Genomic DNA, 18,752 nt, shown 5'->3' on the forward strand with positions numbered 1-18,752 from the left:
AGAGATCATCAGAAAAAATTTCACCTTTACTTCTCAGAAAAACCCTTACTTCCTAAAGGTGCCCATTTTCTTATTGTGTTCTAAAAGTACAAAAAACAGATGAAACTTTTGAGAAGAATAATCGTATAGATTGTATATAAAAAGAGGTGAATACGTTGAAACGATCAGAAGAATATGCCTTAACATACGCTTCTAGTCCTTTTATTTTTACCGGAGTTTTGATGAGCAGCTTTGTGACAACAAGTACAGTTGGACTAAGCGTTCTCATTTCTATTCTTACTACTACTGGTATTGTAGCTGGATGGCGTATCCTTTCTCATAAAAATTACTTAAAGAAAAAAGGTATTACACACGCCGAATACAAAATGATTAGTAAGTATGTGAAGGATACTGAAAAGAAATTAATTCAAATTCGCTCTTACACTTGGAAGAGTAGATCTATTCGTTCAATAGTTCAGCTTTATCAATTACAAAAAGCAAGTAAAAAAATGATTGAACAAATTAAAACAAAACCTAATGATTATTACGCTGCCTCTGATTTTTTCCATCATCATGTCGATACAGCCCTATCTTTAGTCGAAACGATTTCAAAACTAGACAGGTTAAAGGGCAATCAAATGAAAAGACGCTCCACACTTCATGAAGCAAAGCAATCACTTAGTGAATTGACGGACCGTGTGACGATAGATTATGAGTCCCTATTCAACAATGATGTAGAGGATCTACATTTTACCGTAAAATTAGCTAATCGATTTAGTTCCGCTAGAAAACAGATAAAGGAGCAAAAAAAAGATGACCAAAAACACATTCGGTGATTTATTATCTCAACCTTTTGAAGCTGAAGAGAAAAATGTATTGGTAAATACTCCTCCAACAGAAAATAGTAAAAATGTATTCGATAGTCTGCCAGCTGAACATCAATCCAAGGCAAAAGAACTTTCAAAACAATTAAATGAAAGTTCTCCTCAAACATTGTTAACGTATGGTGCTCAAGCTCAAGAGAAATTATCTACTTTCTCCCATTCGATGTTAAATGAAGTGCAAAAAAAGGATATCGGACCAATTGGTGATTTATTAAAAGACTTAATGAAACGATTGCAAGAAGTCGATCCTGAAGCAATGGGAAAGTCTAAAGGAAACTGGTTATCTCGCTTAGTAGGAAAAGTTTCTGTGAGCACGAATGAATTATTCTCACAATACCAAAAGGTTGGCGCACAAATCGATCGAATCTCCGTAAAATTAGAACAGTCTAAAGGTGTACTACTTCAAGATGCCAATATGCTGAATGGCCTATACGATGAAAATAAAGCTTACTTTGAAGCAATAAACGTCTATATTGCTGCTGCAGAATTAAAGTTAGAGGAACTTGAGCAAGTTACTATTCCTCAACTAAGAAGAAAAGTAGAACAATCAGATGATCAAATGCTTCAACAGGACTTATATGATATTCAACAATATGCAGACCGACTAGGAAAGAGAATTTTTGATTTAAAAACAAGTCGTCATATTACTATCCAAACAGCACCACAGATTCGCTTAATTCAGAATATGAACCAATCTTTAGCAGAAAAAATTCAATCTTCCATTTTAACCACGATTCCATTATGGAAAAATCAGATGACGATTGCTCTATCATTAATGCGACAACAAAAAGCATTACACGCCCAAAAACATGTAGCTGATACAACTAACCAGTTGTTATTAAAAAATGCTGAAATGTTAAAAGTAAATTCTATTGAAACTGCGAAGGAAAACGAACGTGGAATTATTGATATGGAAACATTAAAAAAGACACAAGAAGATTTGGTACTTACTATTAAAGAAACATTAGCAATTCAACAATCTGGTCGTGCAAAGCGACTGCAAGCTGAGTCAGAATTACAGCATTTAGAGAACCAATTGAAGCAATCCTTGATGCTTACCCAAGGCCAAGAGAGTAAGAATGAAAATCATTAAAAAAACAAGCCCAATTATTGGGCTTGTTTCTTTATTCCTCAAAGTTTAAATTTAGACACAGATTCTTTTAAAGAGACAGCATCATCTCTTAAAGTTGCCGTTTCTTGATGAATATTATGAACATATTGCGCTGATTGTTCTGTGGAAGCTGAAATTTGTTCCATTCCTGCTGCTGTCTCCTCTGCAATAGCTGCCAAATTTTCAATAGCTGCATTTACTTCCTTCGTTTCGTCTAAAATTGCATATAGCTTACTAGACATGATATCTATTGCGTTTGTCACCACGTTTACTTCTTCTGACATCCCAGCAAACTGTTGATCCATTAAACTCATTTTGTGTGTTCCTTCTTTAACTACTACATACCCTTTTTTCAAAGTGGTGGAAACTCCGTGAGAGCTCTGCTGAATCGCCATGACAATAGAAGAAATATCAACCACAGAAGCAGAAACTTGCTCCGCTAATTTTCTTACCTCATTGGCTACAACTGCAAAACCTTTACCATGCTCTCCTGCTCTTGCTGCTTCAATGGAAGCATTCAACGCAAGTAGGTTTGTTTGCTCAGCAATATCTTGAATGACATGCGTCAACCTAGTAATATCCTTCGTTTTTCGTTCTAACCCCTCTACTTCCCTTTGTGCATCAGACATTTGAGTTGCAACTTCGCTAACAACACTAATCGTAGAGTTTAGCGTTTCTTTTGCTAAATTAGTTGCTTGCACCATTTGTTGAGCTGAATTTTTTATCCCTACTCCATCTGTTGCAGTAGTCATGATTTGGGTCGCAAAATCATTCACCTGTTCCGTTAACTTTTGTTGGTCGTTCGACTGTTGTTCTACTCCATTGGTCATTTCTTCCATGGTGCTTGCTACTTGATCTGCATTAGCTCTGATGGCGGAAGATTGTTCGAACACTAATTGAACTCTTTGTAATACATTGCTCGATGAAAGTGTAGTCTGTGAAACAATAGTACGCAAACTATCCGTCATACTGTTAAGCTGTTCAACCATTTGACCTACTTCATCCCTAGATTGAATTTTTAACGGTTCACTCGGTAGTTCTCCATTTGCAATTACATTCAATCTACTTTTAATAATCTTAATGGGACTAACGATACGGTTAGACAGCACAAGTGCACCTATGAATGTAAAAGTAAGAGCGATTAACGTGATAATGATACTTGTTTGAATTCCTGCCTGAGCACTTTTCGTTGTTTGCTCTGACAGTGTTGTCATTTCACTTTTCCTGCTGGTTGCTCGCTCCTTAAATCCTTCTTCAATTTGCACTGCAAGCGGTTGCACTTCTGTTAATAAATTTGTTTGAGCTTGTTCAATGTTACCGAAATCATAAGGAGAAAAGACTTTTTTTGGACAGCATCTCGAAATGCCGTTGTAAGAGCTATTAATCTAGTTAACTCTTCACTAGGATTTTTTTCTGTCAAAGTCGTTTGTAGTTTATTAGCTTGTTCTGTTAATTGCTGAAACCTTTCTTTATACACTGGATCACCATATAATATGTACGCGCGTGTGACAGAAATGCGTTCTGCAACGTTTTCTCGTAACGCTTCATCCTGTAATAATAGAGGCATATCAGACGTTAGTATTTCTTGTTGCTGTTTGCTAATGGACGAAAAAGTCCAAAGCTGATAGCCCATGACACTTAGTAAAATAATAAATACCCCGATAAAGCTAGCTACCAATTTCCCCCTCAAGCTTCTCATGCCTTCATCTCCTTGTGATTGAATCTTTCAATCTAATCTCTATATCTTTCTTCCTAGTTAGATATTAGCATAATTTGTAGAAAAATTGGATAAAATTTTTAACCGCTTACATTATAATTAAGGCTAAAATAAAAACTCGGAGGAATGAATATTTTATTTGCAAATGGTTATTTTTAAGAAATTAATTACTTATAATCTTTAAACAAAAAACAGGAGTAGTTAAACTACGTCACCTGTTTTTTGGTAGTTCTGTGTAGATAGTTCTACAAGTTCACTTTACATATTACTGCAGAAATAATTCTTTAACCTACTTTTGTTTAGGGATTGAAGCGGAAGGGGGGCGACTCCAGCGGGATCAAAGCGGTAAGGCGAGACCCCACAGGAGCGTTTTTTCAGCGACGAGGAGGCTCGACACCGCCCCGCGGAACGCGTCCCCCCTGAAGCGGAAATCCCTCTGCAGTCACTAAGGAATTTTTTTTAAATGCTCTTCAACAATAGCTTTCTGAGTAGCGGGAATAAGACATCTGGCAGTTCGTTTACATCTTGGACGAAAAGACTAAAGCGACCGTACATGTTTTGGATTACTTGCTTTTGGGAGTCTGCAATTGGCTCCGTAGATAAGAAGACATTCATGACTTCTATTCCATTTTTCCTTGCATGCAAAATGGCTTCATGAGTATCTACTATACCGTTTTGATGGTAATCTGTTGCGGCAGGCTCTCCATCTGAAAATACAAGTAGAAACTTTTGCGATTCCGATCTTTTCTTTAAGCTTTCCGTTAGATAACGAATAGCAAACCCGTCCCGGTTATCTTCTTCTGGCTCTAACTGCATGATTTCTGGACCTGTTGATTTTTTCATGGAAGTTTGGAAGGATACTACTTGTTTAAAATAATTTGGTTGATACTCTTTCGTAGCATCATTCGTATCTTCCCAAAATCCGTGAATGTCATGAGGAACTCTTACCGACTTAAGTGCTTCGTGGAAAAGAGTAATCCCTTTTTTCGTTTCGTACATTTTATCAAACATAGAAGCTGAGCAATCTACTAATAAGGAGAACACTGCATCGATTTCATGAGAAGGTTCATGTTTTTTATAAAATGGTCTAGGAACATCATCCATCATGATATTCAAAAGTTTTTTCCCCAGTCTACCAGCTAACAAATCAGTCCGAGGTTGAATTTTCTTATGCTCTAATGTTTTTTCAATCATTTGCTGGAGCTTCTTTTGATATGTCGTAATATCGGACTTTAATTGTTGGTATTTTTTTGTTTGCTCGTAATTCGCAGGAGTAGGAAAGGTAACTTTTGGAACGGCAAAACGATTGTCTTTTCCATACGGTTCTGTCTTACCACCTGATTTATCTTCATTCTCTCTCTCTAGAGATTGCAACTTATTATAGTCATTTTGTTTTGATTTAGATGACTTCCCTTGCACCATCCCCAAAGCTTGGTCCCCATCATCACCTTCTCTGGCTGCATTACCAAGCATTTTAGAAGAAACACCTTGATCCATGTTAAACTGAAGAAACGCTTCTTGCTTTTGATCTTTTGTCTCTCTATGCCACATTTTCATTTCTTCTTCAAATGTATCCGCTTCTTCATTCGCTTCATCTGTTTGATCATTGTTTGCTAATTTATCTTGTCTTTTTAAGTCTTCAAAACTAATCCCTAATTCATCTACTGTATAAACTTTTTCTGGTAAATGAAAATACTCATTTAGCATATCTTTCTCTATTATTTCATCTAATGTTTCAATCATCTCTAAGACTATATTACTTACTTGCTTTGTGTTCCTCGCCTCTACCATCGAGAACATGGATCGTTGCAAAAAAGGTATCAGCATTTTTATTTGTTCTGGGAAAGCCGGAATAGGAGTATTCGGACGATCCGCTTGTACAAGCAAATATAAGGTATTAAACAATGCATCCGTGTGAACACTTTTTACAACATTTGTTTTTTGCTGCGTTGCGAAATAATCCCATAAAATATTGTTTCTTGCTTCAAAAGAACGTTTTGTCCCTTTTCTTTCTTTTTTCACTATCTCCTGAATCCGTAAGTCTTCTCCTAAAACAAATAACTGTTTTCCTAAACTCACTAGTCGATTCTTCTTTAACTTTTTAATAAAAGAAACTACTTCCGATTGGTCACTATATCTTGCGTTACCATATGCTCGTAGAAAAACATCACTTTTTAAACCTAGTTTAATTAATTCTTCCGATCGGTGGTCCCAAAAGTGACTTACAAAAACTATCTTTTGCTTTCGATCTAGATACGAAGAAACTGCAAATTCAATATCGTATTCTGCGTCTTTCATAAATGTTTTTACCAAATCCGCTAGCTCCATCCATAACCTAGAGTCTACCTTTTGATCATTAAATTCTATAAATCTTTCCAATTTATGTCACCTCTATCCGAAAATAGTTTCTGCAATGTTTCGAATAGCTGCTTTCTCTCGTTCATCTTCTACTTTATCAATAATTCCACGCTGAATGGCTCTCATTGGAGGCATAAATACTGCTAAGTCACATGTATCAATTAGCGCTCGAACAGAAGCAGCTTCTTCAGGAATCTGACCATTTCTCACTTGCGTTACTAGATCTTCTGACAATTGAACAAATGATTTAATTAAGTCTCCATCACTTAAAGAACTTTGTGACTTTAGGACACCTTCTAAAATACTACCTTGAATGTACGGAACATCTATTACAATAAATCGATTTTTTAATGCCTCATTAAGTGGAACAGTACCCACGTATCCTTCATTAATTGCAGCAATAACTGTAAAGCCTTCTGCTGCTTTTATCACTTCACCAGTAAATGGATTAGTGATTGTACGTCTGTAATCCAGTACCCCATTCAAAATGGGTAGAGTTTCCGGTTTTGCCATATTAATCTCATCGATATATAGTAAGTGTCCATTTTTCATCGCTTGAATAACTGGTCCCTCAACAAATTGAATAGTGGTATTACCCTCTTTTTCTACTAACGTTTTAAATCCTAGAAGTGCTTCTGCATCTAAATCAACGGAACAATTAATAGAGTGCATTGGCTGTCCAACTTCCGCTGACAACGATTCCGCGAGCTTTGTTTTACCAGCTCCAGTAGGTCCCTTCAGTAATACATTTTTATGTAGGACAAGAGAAGTTAAAGCATCTGGTAAAATATGTTCATCTGGTGAAGAATAACCAGGTTTCCCTATTAATTGTAGATTTTTATCGTTTACAAATTTTTCTTTTCTTTTTAAGATTAGTTCCTTAACATTGTTAGGTATATTCATTGTTGTACACTCACTTTCTAATTTAAAATTCGCTTTACCATTGTACCGAATAAACAAGAAGAATAAAAGGAAACGAATTTTCTAATGCATTTTATATTCTTTTGAATACTAAAAAGGCGCATCTTTTTAAGTATGCACCTTTTTACAATATTTTCGTTTTAATCTTCTTCCACGACAGGAACAGCCGCTCCTTCAACTGTTACCCAACCGTACATACCACGATCTAATTTTTGGATTTGAGGGTATTTTGACATTAATAAGTTCATGAACGCTGTCATATTGGCAATTTCCCATCCTGTTCGCTCTTCAGCTGCACGTCTTAGAGCTGCACCACGAATAGATTCTTTTTCTTCTTGTAAGATATCAACCACTGCTTGGCGTAATTCTTTCGTTTTCGTACGTTGACGCACAGGTTCATCTTTTTTCTTTTTGGCTGCTTTTTTTGTCGTTGTTTTAGAAGCTTTTTTTGGCTCTTCGCTCTTTTTTTCTATAGGCTCAGATAAAACTGTAAGAGATTCTTCCACAGGGAAAGGTGTTACCTCAACCTTAGATGGTCTCTCCACAGCTTTTTCATCTACTGTCGGTTGATTCACTAAATCTCTAGCATCTAATTCACGTAAACGTTCAAAGATTGCTTCACGTTCTTGTCTGAATTCACGGATAATGCGTTCTTCGGAGTCAGCTAATTGTTCTAATCGTACTTTTAATGCTGTTCTTTCTGTAAACATTTCCTTACCTCCTGTACCCTATTAATCTTCCTTGAAATACTCTTTATAGTAGCCGCCAACTTTACCGAAATTGTCTACAATAAAGTAAAATTCTTCTGTCTCGTTTTTGACTTCGTAGACTTTACCTTCCGTTAATACGTTATTAACGACAAACTTTGAAGCATTCGTATGTACACATGTAATGGTTTTAATTGTCGGGCTATCAAGCCAATCTAAATGTAACATAAGGTCCTCCTTTTATATCATAAAGTTAGTATAATTCATAACAACTTTCCTAACAATCATTAAATTAATATACATCACTATTATATTTTTTATTATCAGTAATAAATTACAAATTATTCAAACGGAAATTCTAATAATGTATCTATATTCCCTATAAACGCTTTAAATGGAACATTATTTCCGGAGATCCAATCTTTTAAAGATACATAAAAGGGTAAAGGTTGATTCCCTACTCCACCTAAGACAGTTAGGTTTAACGGGTTATATACCACTGAATGTATGGTTCCTGACCAATTCTTATAATCCGTTTTAAAAATACCAGTACTTTTACTTTGAAGAAAATTATATAAATCTTTTTCCGTTACAGAACTGTTTAACCATTGATGCATTTTTTTTAGTCTTTCTTCTGATTCTACCGTGTGATACCTATTTTCTTTTAGCATCTCTGTTTTTCTAAAATGATTGGAACAAGCTAATTCGTTCCCAAAATGGGTAGATGTACCCCTTGGAGAGGCTTCCACGATAGCCCCGTTACCACCTTTGTCTAGAAGAGAGTAATTGAAACTATGTCGATGAGGTATTTCTTCTAACAGAGCAACAGCTTCTTCTGTGGTGTGACATCTTTCCAGTACCATCCTAGCAATAGTAGAACAAATAAACCCAGTACCAGCTTTCTTACGGTGAATAAAGTGAAATCCTATTGTCAGACCTTTTTCATTCATTCCATCAATTCTTCCTATTCCTCTCCCCGAGAAACCAATAGTAGCTAGTCCCCCTATGGGCTGCGTAAGAAGAAACCTGCCTTCATATGTCTTGGGGTGATAATCATAGTTTCTAGCATACAATCCATTTATCATTAGTGCTGAACAGCCAGAGCGTAGCCAATCTTGTTGAAATCCCGAATACTCATGAACACAATCTTCTAATTTCCATTGTAACCCATCAGCAAACCCTTCTAATTCTTCCCACAAACCGGGTGATAGCCTCTGGTAATGCTCATAAACTTCTTTCATTGAGATTCGGTAATGGCGTAAACTGGTTTTTCTACGTTTCAGATGATTATGGTATAACTTTGATTCTCTAAGCTTCTCACCTGCTTCTTGCCCAATTGTGTAATAAGTTCCTCTAGACTGTATGATTTCTACTCTAATTGATTTCATTTATATCTCCTAGAAGATTATTTAACTTTTTTCTAATCTTTTATGTTCTGTAAGTCCTGAAGTTTTTTTTCTAATCTACGTATATAACTATCTGATAATTGATAATTTATAGCACCTCTTACAATTTCACTTGAGTAATGATTAGGTGGTAAGGATTCCTCTACCTTTGAAATAACAAGGAATGTCAAAGCCCATAGTAACCGTTCATTTACTTTTACTTGGATGATAGCAGGACGATACCAACCACCATTTACCCCTTCTCTAACATATAAATAGTCTATCGCTTCTTTCGGTACGTTATAGCAAACTCCTTCTACCTCAGACCCTTTAGACTCTACTATGTCTGCACGGCTTCCATCATGAACCATAAATGTATATCTCATATCGTATTCAGATAAGCTAGCTTTTTCTCCATTTTGAAAGTGATGAACAACATTTGCAAGTTTAAAGCGTTCGTGATCCATGCAAGATCCATAAGCAAAGTAATAATACTCATGGTTTTCTTTTAAATAATCATCAACTGCTGCATTCCCTAGACTTACCTTTATTCCCGTTGCAACTTCTAAAATATCTTCCTGTGCAATCCAAGCTAAGTAGTCCCCATTATCGGTCTTTACGTTCACTTCCACGGAGTGTTCTGGTCTCTCTTCCGCAATGTGTAATTCACCATATACTTTTTCTACTCCATTTAAAACAATTTTGTATTGTCCATTATGATAATAACCTTCCCCAAGAATATTTGCTTGTTCGCAAAAAACGTTACTTTTTGTATCTGTAAAATAGGATTGATCTTTACCAAAAACAAATCTCATTTATTTCACCTCTTCTTTAAACCACTTAGCTGTATATTCTACCAATGGTTTTAATTTAATTAATGTTATGTTCGCTTCTCCAATTTTCCCCTTTATTACATCTCCTGAATATGTCTTTTCAAATTCATTTCCTATAAGAGGGAAGTCTTCACTTCTTTCTTCACGAGACAGGTAGTTAACCCATTCTCTTTTACCTTTCTCATTCAATATGGCAGAACCTTGAGTAAACAAAGGTAACTTACCAGATAATGCTTCCCCTAAATGCATTGCTGTACAAGCGTCATATCCAACCCCTACTAATGCACACCATGTGTCTTTCTCTATTATTCTTCCAAGAGGAGAGTCCAGATTAAAGCAATCATCTAAAGGATGAGTACCCATAAAGTAAGTTGCTAAAGGGCCAAGTGCAGCGAATGAACATGTTGGGTGACTACTTCTTTCTACTCCTGGGTACTGTCGAAATGTTTCAGGCACCTTTCCTATATAGGCAGTCGGTGTTATATCTTTCCTATATGCAGGCATTTCATCTCTAATGGTTTGCCACCATTCTTTTGGAACAGGAGGGTTTTTCCAAAAAGATGGATCCGAATTATTCGCGTTTTGAGCAGGCATGATAATTGTTCCTTCGTTTGACATAACCTCTATCCATGCATCTATGTAGCTTTGTGTTCCACCAGGTATATATCCAATTGAAGAGAGCGAAGTATGAATGATAACAGATGAACAATTATCTGGAAGCAGTTGTTTCAACACTCTTACAAGCTCGGTTTTTGTCACCATATTTTTTTGTACCATGTTCATCACCTCATGTATGTAGTTAGCTAAATAATATTTTTCCAAATAGAACATCCTTCTTAAATACTTTTGTCCATTCTACAAAAACTTGTCCATTATGACAAAGTTCTTTCTATACCGTTACATTATTCTAACAATTCAAATTATTCTGTTTTATATATATACATCTCACTCCTCACCTGTTACAATTTTACTCAAGCAAGAACAACTCACTTCAAGGAGGAACCCATCAATGAAAATCATGAGTAATGAGCAACTTTTATCAGCGTATCGTGAAGCAAAAAAGAACGGTGACTTACCAGAGTGGAGAGAAGTTCTGAAGAAAGAATTAAGAATGCGTGGAATTAAACATTAAGAAACTTTAAATGAACCTTATATGTATATGCTATCTAGTGAATGCTAGATAGCATTTTTACGGTCAATAGTATGAAAAAGCTCTCTAATAACACTGTCAATCAACACTAAATTTGTAGAAATAGTTAGCATAAGTCCCCCTATTTGCTTGTACTTTGGTTTACTAGTGTACTCTGGATTGATTTAACATCATCTTGTGATAGTACACCAAGTTTATTTAAAAGTGTTGCGCAGCCAAGCACTTTTTTTTGAGTTCTGCTATTCATATAGATCACTCCTTTTTATATAAATATGCATATAACTTAAAATGTTTCTTTAGGGAAACAAAATAGTTGTTTGTCTATATGGCAACTCATCAATCAATAGTATCAATGTATCTTTATCTTCATTCAAAGGGCAGGAAAAAGCCGTTAGATCTGACATCTAACGGCTTTTTACACATTATCCTTCAAGAAGAAGATCTTCAGGATTTTCTAACAGGTCTTTCACCATCTTTAAGAAACCAACGGCTTCTTTCCCGTCAATAATACGGTGATCGTAAGATAAAGCAACATACATCATTGGACGATTTTCCATTCGCTCTTTATCAATCGCTACAGGTCTTAATTGAATGGAGTGCATTCCAAGGATACCTACTTGAGGACCGTTTAAGATTGGAGTAGAAAGTAAAGACCCAAACACACCACCGTTTGTAATGGTAAACGATCCACCTTGTAAGTCACTTAGAGCTAGTTTATTATCTCTTGCTTTAAGCGCTAACTCTAAAATTTCTCTTTCAATATCTGCGAAAGATTTACGGTCACAGTCTCTTACTACTGGTACGACTAATCCATCATCTGTAGAGACAGCCATACCCACATCGTAAAACTTTTTCAGTACGATTTCGTTTCCATCAATCTCTGCATTTACATATGGATATTTCTTCAATCCAGCTACAACTGCTTTTGCAAAGAATGACATAAATCCTAAACGGACATCGTGTTGCTCTTGGAAGCGATCTTTCTTACGTTTACGAAGATCCATTACTGCTGTCATATCAATCTCATTAAATGTTGTTAACATTGCAGCAGTCGATTGTACTTCTACCAAACGTTTTGCAATTGTTTGGCGACGGCGAGACATCTTAATTCTCTCCACTGGCTTTTCAAACTGTACTTTAGCTTTTGGTGCTTCGGCAGGTTGTTTTGCTTGAGGTGAAGGAGAAGCCGGTTGAGCAGGCTGTTGTTGATAATTCTCCACATCTTGCTTACGAACTCGCCCTAAATGATCTTGTGTTGGTACTGTTGAAAGATCGATACCATTCTCTCTTGCATATTTACGAGCAGAAGGAGAAGCGATTGTTCTGTCCTTCTTTTCTGGAGCAGGTGGCTGAGTTTCTTCAGGTACTTTTGTTGCTTCAGGTGTTGTAGTTGTTTCTGACGAAGGTGCAGAAGTAGACGCCCCACCTTCTCCAACAACAGCAATTACTTGCCCAACTTCCACCGTATCTCCTTCTGATGCTTTTAGTTCTTGGATGACACCAGACTCGTCAGAGATTACTTCTACGTTTACTTTATCTGTTTCTAACTCGACAATGTATTCCCCTTTTTCTACATAATCGCCTGGTTGTTTTAACCATTGTGCAATAGTTCCCTCTGTGATTGATTCCGCTAGTTCTGGTACTTTGATTTCTACTACCATGTTCGGTTCCCCCTCAAGTATTAACCCTCTAGTTTAGTTAGCGCTTCTTCGATGATACGATTTTGTTCTACGCGATGGACAACTGGGTCCCCTTCAGCTGGACTGGAACGTCTTCTTCTTCCAACATATCGAATGTCCAGTCTTCCTGCTGAGATGTCCACTAAATGAGGGAAAGCAAACGTCCATGCTCCCATATTCTTTGGTTCTTCTTGAACCCAAACAAGTTCTTTTACATTTGGATACTCATTGAGCAAGCGCTCAATCGACTGACGTGGGAATGGATAAACTTCTTCCACGCGAGCGATATGAAGCCACTCTAATCCTTCACGATCTTTGATTGCATCTGCTAAATCAATCGCTACCTTACCAGAACAAAGAACTAGTCTTTCTACTGCTTCTTTGTTTTCCCCTAAACCAGGTTGTGCTAACAACGGTTTAAATTGTTCATTTGTAATCGCATCCGCCGTTACGGAGCTTTGAGGATGTCTTAATAAATATTTAGGTGTCATAATCACTAGTGGTCTAACTTCTTCTTTATTTAGAATAGCTGCTTGACGGCGTAAGATATGGAAATACTGCCCTGCTGTTGATACGTTTGCTACTGTCCAGTTATTTTCTGCAGCTAATGTCAAGAATCTCTCCATTCTTGCAGAAGAATGCTCTGGACCTTGCCCCTCGTATCCATGTGGTAATAACATAACTAGACCACTTTTTTGTCCCCATTTTGCGCGGCCTGAAGATACAAACTGGTCAAATAATACTTGTGCACAGTTTGCAAAATCTCCAAATTGTGCTTCCCATAAAACTAATGTTTCGGGTGCAAACACATTGTATCCATATTCAAAACCTACTACAGCACCTTCTGTTAATGGACTGTTATAAACAGCAAAGCTTGCTTTTGTTCCTTCAACCGAATGGAGTGGTACTATACTTTCACCTGATTCTTCGTTGTGGACGACTAAATGTCTTTGAGCAAATGTTCCACGTTGGGAGTCTTGCCCTGAAAAACGTATTGGCGTTCCATCTTGTAAGATGGATGCGAAAGCAAGTGTCTCTGCATGAGCCCAATCAATTTTCCCATCTTTTGTCGTAGCATCTAAACGACGTTTTAAAATCTTTTCTAACTTTTTGTTCGGTTTAAAATCAGCTGGCCATTCTAAAAGCTGTTCATTAATACTCTTTAGACGATTTGGCGTTAATTCCGTTCCTTCATTAGGCAAAGCTTTTGTTGCTTCTTCTGGAGGATTAAGAACTGCATCTACATTTTCATCCTTTGGTGGAACTTTTGCATAGGCAGCTTTTAATGTATCCGTTGTTGTTTGTTGAATTGCCGCTGCTTCTTCCTTGGAGATAACATTATCTTGAATTAATTTATCTTCATAAAGAGCACGAACAGTTTTATGTTGATGTATTTTTTTATACATTATCGGGTTTGTTACCATCGGCTCGTCCATTTCGTTGTGTCCGAACCTTCTATAACCAATAAGATCTATGACAAAGTCTTTACCAAACTGATCACGGTAGTCATAAGCTAAAATAGCTGCTTGAATTACTGCATCAGGATCATCAGCATTTACATGTAAAATTGGTACTTCAAAGCCTTTTGCTGTATCGGAGGCATACTTTGTAGATCTAGAATCCGCTGATTCAGTAGTAAATCCAATTGTATTATTGGCAATGATATGAATAGATCCCCCTGTTTGGAATCCTTTTAAACCAGACATATTTAATGTCTCAGGAACTACACCTTGACCTGGGAATGCAGCATCGCCATGAATTAAAATTGCGTAAGCAGATTTTTCATTCAATTCAGCTGTGCCGACTACTGTTCTGTTCTCTTGAGCTGCTCTTGTATACCCAACCACTACAGGACTAACTACTTCTAAGTGACTTGGGTTATTTGCAAGCGTAATTCTAGCACTCACTTCTTCCCCTTTTTTCACTTTTCGATCTCCACCAAGGTGATATTTCACATCTCCTGTCCAACCATATGTAATACCGATTGAACCTTCTGAAGGGATCAAATCTTTGCTTGGTGCATGTTGAAACTCCGCAAAAACCATCTCATATGGTTTATTTAACACGTGAGTGAGCACATTTAAACGACCTCGGTGAGCCATTCCAATATTGACTGTTCTTGCGCCTTTTTCCACGGAATACGATATCATTTCATCTAATAGAGGTACTAACATCTCAAGACCCTCAATAGAGAATCTTTTCTGACCGACAAACGTACGGTGAATGAAATGTTCAAACCCTTCAACTTCACCCAGTCTTTTTAAAAGCGCTTTCTTTGCGTCTGCAGTGCGTTCTGAACGCAAATGAGCCATCACTTCTACTTGCTCTCTTAGCCAAGCTCGTTCTTTGACATCATGGACGTGAGAGAACTCATATGCTATTGACCTAGTATATAAATCTTTTAAGTAATAAATTGCATCAAGCCCATTTTTTATCGTTGCAGGAGCATTTGGTAATAAATAATGAACTGGAATAGACCTTAAGTCTTCTTCCGATAAATCGTACGTAGACAAGTCGATTCTCAACGTATCTTTTGGTTGATCATTCAACGGATAAATATCAGCTGCAAGATGACCGTACATTCGTATGTTGTCGGCTAGTTTTGTTGCTGAGACGACTTTCGTCAAAAATTCTGTTGAAATTCCTACTTCAGGAGATAAACCTGGTTCACTTTTTTGCCATTGATCAGGAGAACCCCACTGATCAAACATTTCCTTCATCTCTGAATCTACAGATGAAGAATCTTCTAAATAACGGTCATACATCTCCATCATGTATCCAAGGTTAGGACCATGGAAAATATCCCACGGATTTACCTTGGCTGTCAGTTGTTGTTTCATACTGAAAAACCTCCAACCATCGCCCTTAATTTTCATTGTTGCTAGACTACTAACCATGTCTATGCATGTCTTCCCCTGTTTGTGCATTACAACACAAGTTTAACAAATCAGTGAAACGCTTACATTACTATTCTATCACTGTCTCAAAAGATGATAAAGTGAAAATAAAAAATAATCACAAACTTTCTAATGTGAACAATTTCTACCACCTCATCTTACACCTATTAGCAAAAAAATCCAACTATTTTATAACATATTTTTAAGGAACAAGTACCCTCTTTTTCCATAAGGCATAGGCTATAAAAAAGGCTAATTTGTAAAGAGGGTGAAAGCATGTTTCCTTGGAAGTCTTTGTTCCCATTTCAACAGAAGGAAATTGGCGGCTTGTTAAAACCGTTTAATCCAAATGACGTGGAACAATATATACAATCTATGATGGGAAAAGCTATGCAAGGTAACTTCGGGCAATCTGATAGTAGTTCAGGTGTTAAAGCTTCGGATGGTCATCATGACAATATAGAAGTGTTCGAAACACATGAACATGTATTTGTAAAAGTGAAGAAATCAGAGGAAGACATGAAGGATTTAAGAGTTTTTCATACATCAAACCAAGCTATTTTATCTTCAAAAGAAAGAGAGGAAGAGCAAACGATAATTACTCTTCCTTCTTTAGTGCATAGAAAAGGATGTATTGCAAAGTACCGAGATGGCTTACTCGTTTTAACATTTACGAAGCAAGACGATATGCAATTTTCCGAAGTTGATATTCGAGAGTAACGTGCTTTTCTTCATTAATCGTATACGTCTTCTCCCTTTAAACGCTTAACTTCCTTTTCTAAAGAATCTAAACGTTTATGTATTCGATAGAATATTGGTAAATAAGCGATCACTAAAATGATCATCCATCCCATTCCTAACACCTCTCTTAAATTTATTAAGTAAACTCATCGTTGAATGAAACATAGAAAAACGATGAGTTTACTGTATCAGCTATTAGTGTTCTCCCCTGCACCGTTCATTCGTTTTTTTCATCTATCTTCTTAAAGAAACAATATACTGTGGTCCCTACGCCTAGCTCACTTTCAATAGTTATATGACCCATATGCCCTTCCATTAACCTTTTGGCAATGGATAAACCCAGACCATTGCCACCTACATTTCTACTTCTTGCTTTATCAACCCGATAAAATCGGTGAAATAACTTTGGTACGTCTTCTTTAGGAATTCCTTCTCCCTTGTCGGTGATAGCTAATGTAAAGAAATCGTTCTCTTCTTTTAAAGATAAGGTAATTGGTTTTCCACCACCATATTTTACTGCATTATCTAACAAGATAATTAATAATTGTTGTAGATGATGTTCTGAAAAATGAATTGCAGTATGTGGTAGCATAGAGTTTTTTTGAAATAGATAGTCTTGCTTTGGATAGACTAAGCGAAGATTTTTCAACACACTTTCAATCGTATCTTCTAAATTACTTTCCGCATCCTGTTCAAAGTCTTCTCTTTCTGCTCTTGTTAACGTTAGTAAATCGTCCACCAAGTGCTTTAATCGCTTCAACTCCTGTAAAGAAGCATCTAAGCTCTCTTCTAACACCTCAGGGTCATTTTTTCCCCAACGATTAACTAAGTTCAAATGCCCCTCTAATACTTGAATTGGTGTCCGTAATTCATGCGAAGCATCTTCTACAAATCTTTTTTGTTGAGAGAAGTTATGCTCAATTGTTTGCATCATATGGTTAAAGACTCTAGTAAGTTCTGCAATTTCATCATTTGCTTCCCCTACATCCAACCTTTTTTGAAAGCCACCCTTTTGAATTGCAGCCATTGTATTTGACAACCTTTTCAGCGGTTGTAAAAATTGACGCGCTAAGAGAAATCCAAACATTGCACTCACGAATAGTGCTGCTGCACCAAACAGAAGTAGAGAACCAAATAATCGATCCATCATTGTTTGAAATCTATTTAATGGATGAATGACTTCTACATAACCATTAAAATCAGTAGAAGTAATAGGGGATCTTCCCACAATGATATTCTCTTTTCCTGTTTGGTACTTTTGAATTTCTCGATCTTTAATTGGTTTGAATGGTAGTAAGTAGTCTGTCTTTCGATTAGAGCTTTTTACAGAGAAAACCTCACGGCCATCGTTAGCAATAATTCGAATGGTTTGGTTACGTTCATTAATTTGATTAATGAGTTCTCGACTTTGATAGATGTCTTCCATCGTAACAACCGGTCCTCTTTGTTGATAGAAAACTGTTAAATCATCTAATACTTGCCTGACGTTACGTTCTTCTTCCCTAATCATCCAATTTTGAATTAATACGTATTGACCAAAGCTATACAAAAAGAAAGTTAAAAAAATCACAGAGCTAGCTACAATAGACCACTTCACTTTAATGGAACTTTGCTTAAAAGCTTTGATTAGTTTTTTCATGTTCGAATCACATATCCAGTACCACGTACCGTTTCAATATAACGATCCTTATGTTCTATATCTAATTTGTTTCTTAAATATCGTATATAGACGTCGATGACATTGGTTTCTACATCGGTGTCATATCCCCATACTTTTTCTAATAAGACATCTCGTGTTAAGACAATATCTTTGTTTTCTAATAGGGTATATAACAAATCAAATTCTCTTTTCGTGAGTTCGATGTTTTCTTCGCCTTTCTTTACTAACCTTGCTTTTGGATCAACAGACAAATCATCATGTACAATCATTTCCGTGTTACCATTTGCTGGTTTTGTTCTCCTAAAATGAGCTCGCATTCTTGCTAGTAACTCTTCAATAGCAAATGGTTTAACGATGTAATCATCTGCTCCTAGATCTAATCCAGAAACCCGATCCATTATATGATCTCTAGCAGTTATCATTAATATTGGTGTGTCTTTTTCTTGTCTTATGCGTCTACAAACTTCTAAACCATTAAGTTCAGGCAGCATCAAGTCTAATAAGATCATATCCCATTCATGAGTTAATGCTTCCTCTAAACCTTCTCGACCATTTTGACAAGTATTTGTTTCGTACCCCTCATGTTGGAGTTCCAGTTCCATGAATCTAGCAATATTTTTTTCATCCTCAATTATTAATACACGCTTTTTCACTAACATTTCCTCCAATTGTATAACTTGTCTCCATTATATGTTTTTTTTACAGTATCATAAAGTTTTCTAAATACCTA

17 protein-coding genes are annotated in these 18,752 nt (G+C 36.4%); 4 read left to right on the top strand and 13 right to left on the bottom strand.

The annotated features are described in order from the left end of the window. Window positions 1–155: 155 nt before the first annotated feature. Window positions 156–815, top strand: a complete 660-nt coding sequence (locus tag G8O30_RS06025; protein WP_239674075.1) for a 5-bromo-4-chloroindolyl phosphate hydrolysis family protein — start codon at window positions 156–158, stop codon at window positions 813–815. After that, the gene (locus tag G8O30_RS06030; protein ID WP_239674076.1) at window positions 793–1,956 is read left to right on the top strand and encodes a toxic anion resistance protein; all 1,164 of its coding nucleotides are present in this window, start codon (window positions 793–795) and stop codon (window positions 1,954–1,956) included. The genes G8O30_RS06025 and G8O30_RS06030 overlap by 23 nt, the downstream gene beginning before the upstream one ends. A gap of 38 nt (window positions 1,957–1,994) precedes the next feature. On the opposite strand, the gene G8O30_RS06035 is transcribed toward G8O30_RS06030, so the two are convergent. The 9 genes from G8O30_RS06035 to G8O30_RS06075 all read right to left on the bottom strand — a co-directional run bounded on the left by G8O30_RS06035 (window position 1,995) and on the right by G8O30_RS06075 (window position 10,717). After that, window positions 1,995–3,188 carry a methyl-accepting chemotaxis protein gene (locus tag G8O30_RS06035; RefSeq protein WP_239674077.1) on the bottom strand — a complete coding sequence of 398 codons (1,194 nt, stop codon included), beginning with the start codon at window positions 3,186–3,188 and terminating at the stop codon, window positions 1,995–1,997. Window positions 3,189–3,259: 71 nt separating this feature from the next. Further along, complete coding sequence (locus G8O30_RS06040) at window positions 3,260–3,673, bottom strand: CHASE3 domain-containing protein (RefSeq protein ID WP_239674078.1); 414 nt, start codon at window positions 3,671–3,673, stop codon at window positions 3,260–3,262. 477 nt (window positions 3,674–4,150) lie between these two features. Further along, window positions 4,151–6,070, bottom strand: a complete 1,920-nt coding sequence (locus G8O30_RS06045) for a vWA domain-containing protein (protein WP_239674079.1) — start codon at window positions 6,068–6,070, stop codon at window positions 4,151–4,153. Window positions 6,071–6,082: 12 nt separating this feature from the next. Next, a complete protein-coding gene (locus tag G8O30_RS06050) occupies window positions 6,083–6,952 on the bottom strand; it encodes an ATP-binding protein (RefSeq protein WP_239674080.1) in 870 nt (289 codons plus the stop codon). A gap of 158 nt (window positions 6,953–7,110) precedes the next feature. Beyond that, window positions 7,111–7,680 carry a Rok-like winged helix domain-containing protein gene (locus G8O30_RS06055; protein WP_239674081.1) on the bottom strand — a complete coding sequence of 190 codons (570 nt, stop codon included), beginning with the start codon at window positions 7,678–7,680 and terminating at the stop codon, window positions 7,111–7,113. Window positions 7,681–7,701: 21 nt separating this feature from the next. Then, window positions 7,702–7,905: a DUF6501 family protein gene (locus G8O30_RS06060; protein ID WP_239674082.1), complete on the bottom strand. Its 204-nt coding sequence runs from the start codon at window positions 7,903–7,905 to the stop codon at window positions 7,702–7,704. Window positions 7,906–8,018: 113 nt separating this feature from the next. Next, entirely contained in the window at window positions 8,019–9,065 is a 1,047-nt protein-coding gene (locus G8O30_RS06065) for a C45 family autoproteolytic acyltransferase/hydrolase (protein ID WP_239674083.1), read from the bottom strand. A gap of 32 nt (window positions 9,066–9,097) precedes the next feature. Continuing rightward, window positions 9,098–9,877, bottom strand: coding sequence for a gamma-glutamylcyclotransferase family protein (locus G8O30_RS06070; protein ID WP_239674084.1), 780 nt, complete (start codon window positions 9,875–9,877; stop codon window positions 9,098–9,100). Next, entirely contained in the window at window positions 9,878–10,717 is an 840-nt protein-coding gene (locus tag G8O30_RS06075) for an AAC(3) family N-acetyltransferase (protein ID WP_239674085.1), read from the bottom strand. A gap of 187 nt (window positions 10,718–10,904) precedes the next feature. Between G8O30_RS06075 and G8O30_RS06080 the strand changes: the two genes are divergently transcribed. Further along, window positions 10,905–11,027 (top strand): sporulation histidine kinase inhibitor Sda, encoded by a 123-nt coding sequence (locus G8O30_RS06080; protein ID WP_239674086.1) that lies wholly within the window; start codon window positions 10,905–10,907, stop codon window positions 11,025–11,027. Window positions 11,028–11,467: 440 nt separating this feature from the next. Here the strand turns inward: G8O30_RS06080 and odhB are convergent, their stop codons facing one another. Beyond that, a complete protein-coding gene (gene odhB / locus G8O30_RS06085; RefSeq protein ID WP_239674087.1) occupies window positions 11,468–12,706 on the bottom strand; it encodes a 2-oxoglutarate dehydrogenase complex dihydrolipoyllysine-residue succinyltransferase in 1,239 nt (412 codons plus the stop codon). A gap of 20 nt (window positions 12,707–12,726) precedes the next feature. Next, on the bottom strand, window positions 12,727–15,564 hold the full coding sequence (locus tag G8O30_RS06090) for a 2-oxoglutarate dehydrogenase E1 component (RefSeq protein WP_239674088.1): 2,838 nt from the start codon (window positions 15,562–15,564) through the stop codon (window positions 12,727–12,729). 333 nt (window positions 15,565–15,897) lie between these two features. Here G8O30_RS06090 and G8O30_RS06095 point away from each other — a divergent pair, with 333 nt between their 5' ends. Next, window positions 15,898–16,341, top strand: a complete 444-nt coding sequence (locus tag G8O30_RS06095; RefSeq protein ID WP_239674089.1) for an Hsp20/alpha crystallin family protein — start codon at window positions 15,898–15,900, stop codon at window positions 16,339–16,341. A gap of 238 nt (window positions 16,342–16,579) precedes the next feature. Here G8O30_RS06095 and G8O30_RS06100 read toward each other — a convergent pair whose 3' ends face one another. Further along, on the bottom strand, window positions 16,580–18,001 hold the full coding sequence (locus G8O30_RS06100) for a HAMP domain-containing sensor histidine kinase (RefSeq protein ID WP_239674090.1): 1,422 nt from the start codon (window positions 17,999–18,001) through the stop codon (window positions 16,580–16,582). Continuing rightward, complete coding sequence (locus G8O30_RS06105; RefSeq protein ID WP_476738608.1) at window positions 17,998–18,624, bottom strand: response regulator transcription factor; 627 nt, start codon at window positions 18,622–18,624, stop codon at window positions 17,998–18,000. The genes G8O30_RS06100 and G8O30_RS06105 overlap by 4 nt, the downstream gene beginning before the upstream one ends. Window positions 18,625–18,752 lie beyond the last annotated feature (128 nt).

Origin of the sequence: Mangrovibacillus cuniculi, assembly GCF_015482585.1 — a bacterium.
GTDB lineage: Bacteria > Bacillota > Bacilli > Bacillales > R1DC41 > Mangrovibacillus > Mangrovibacillus cuniculi.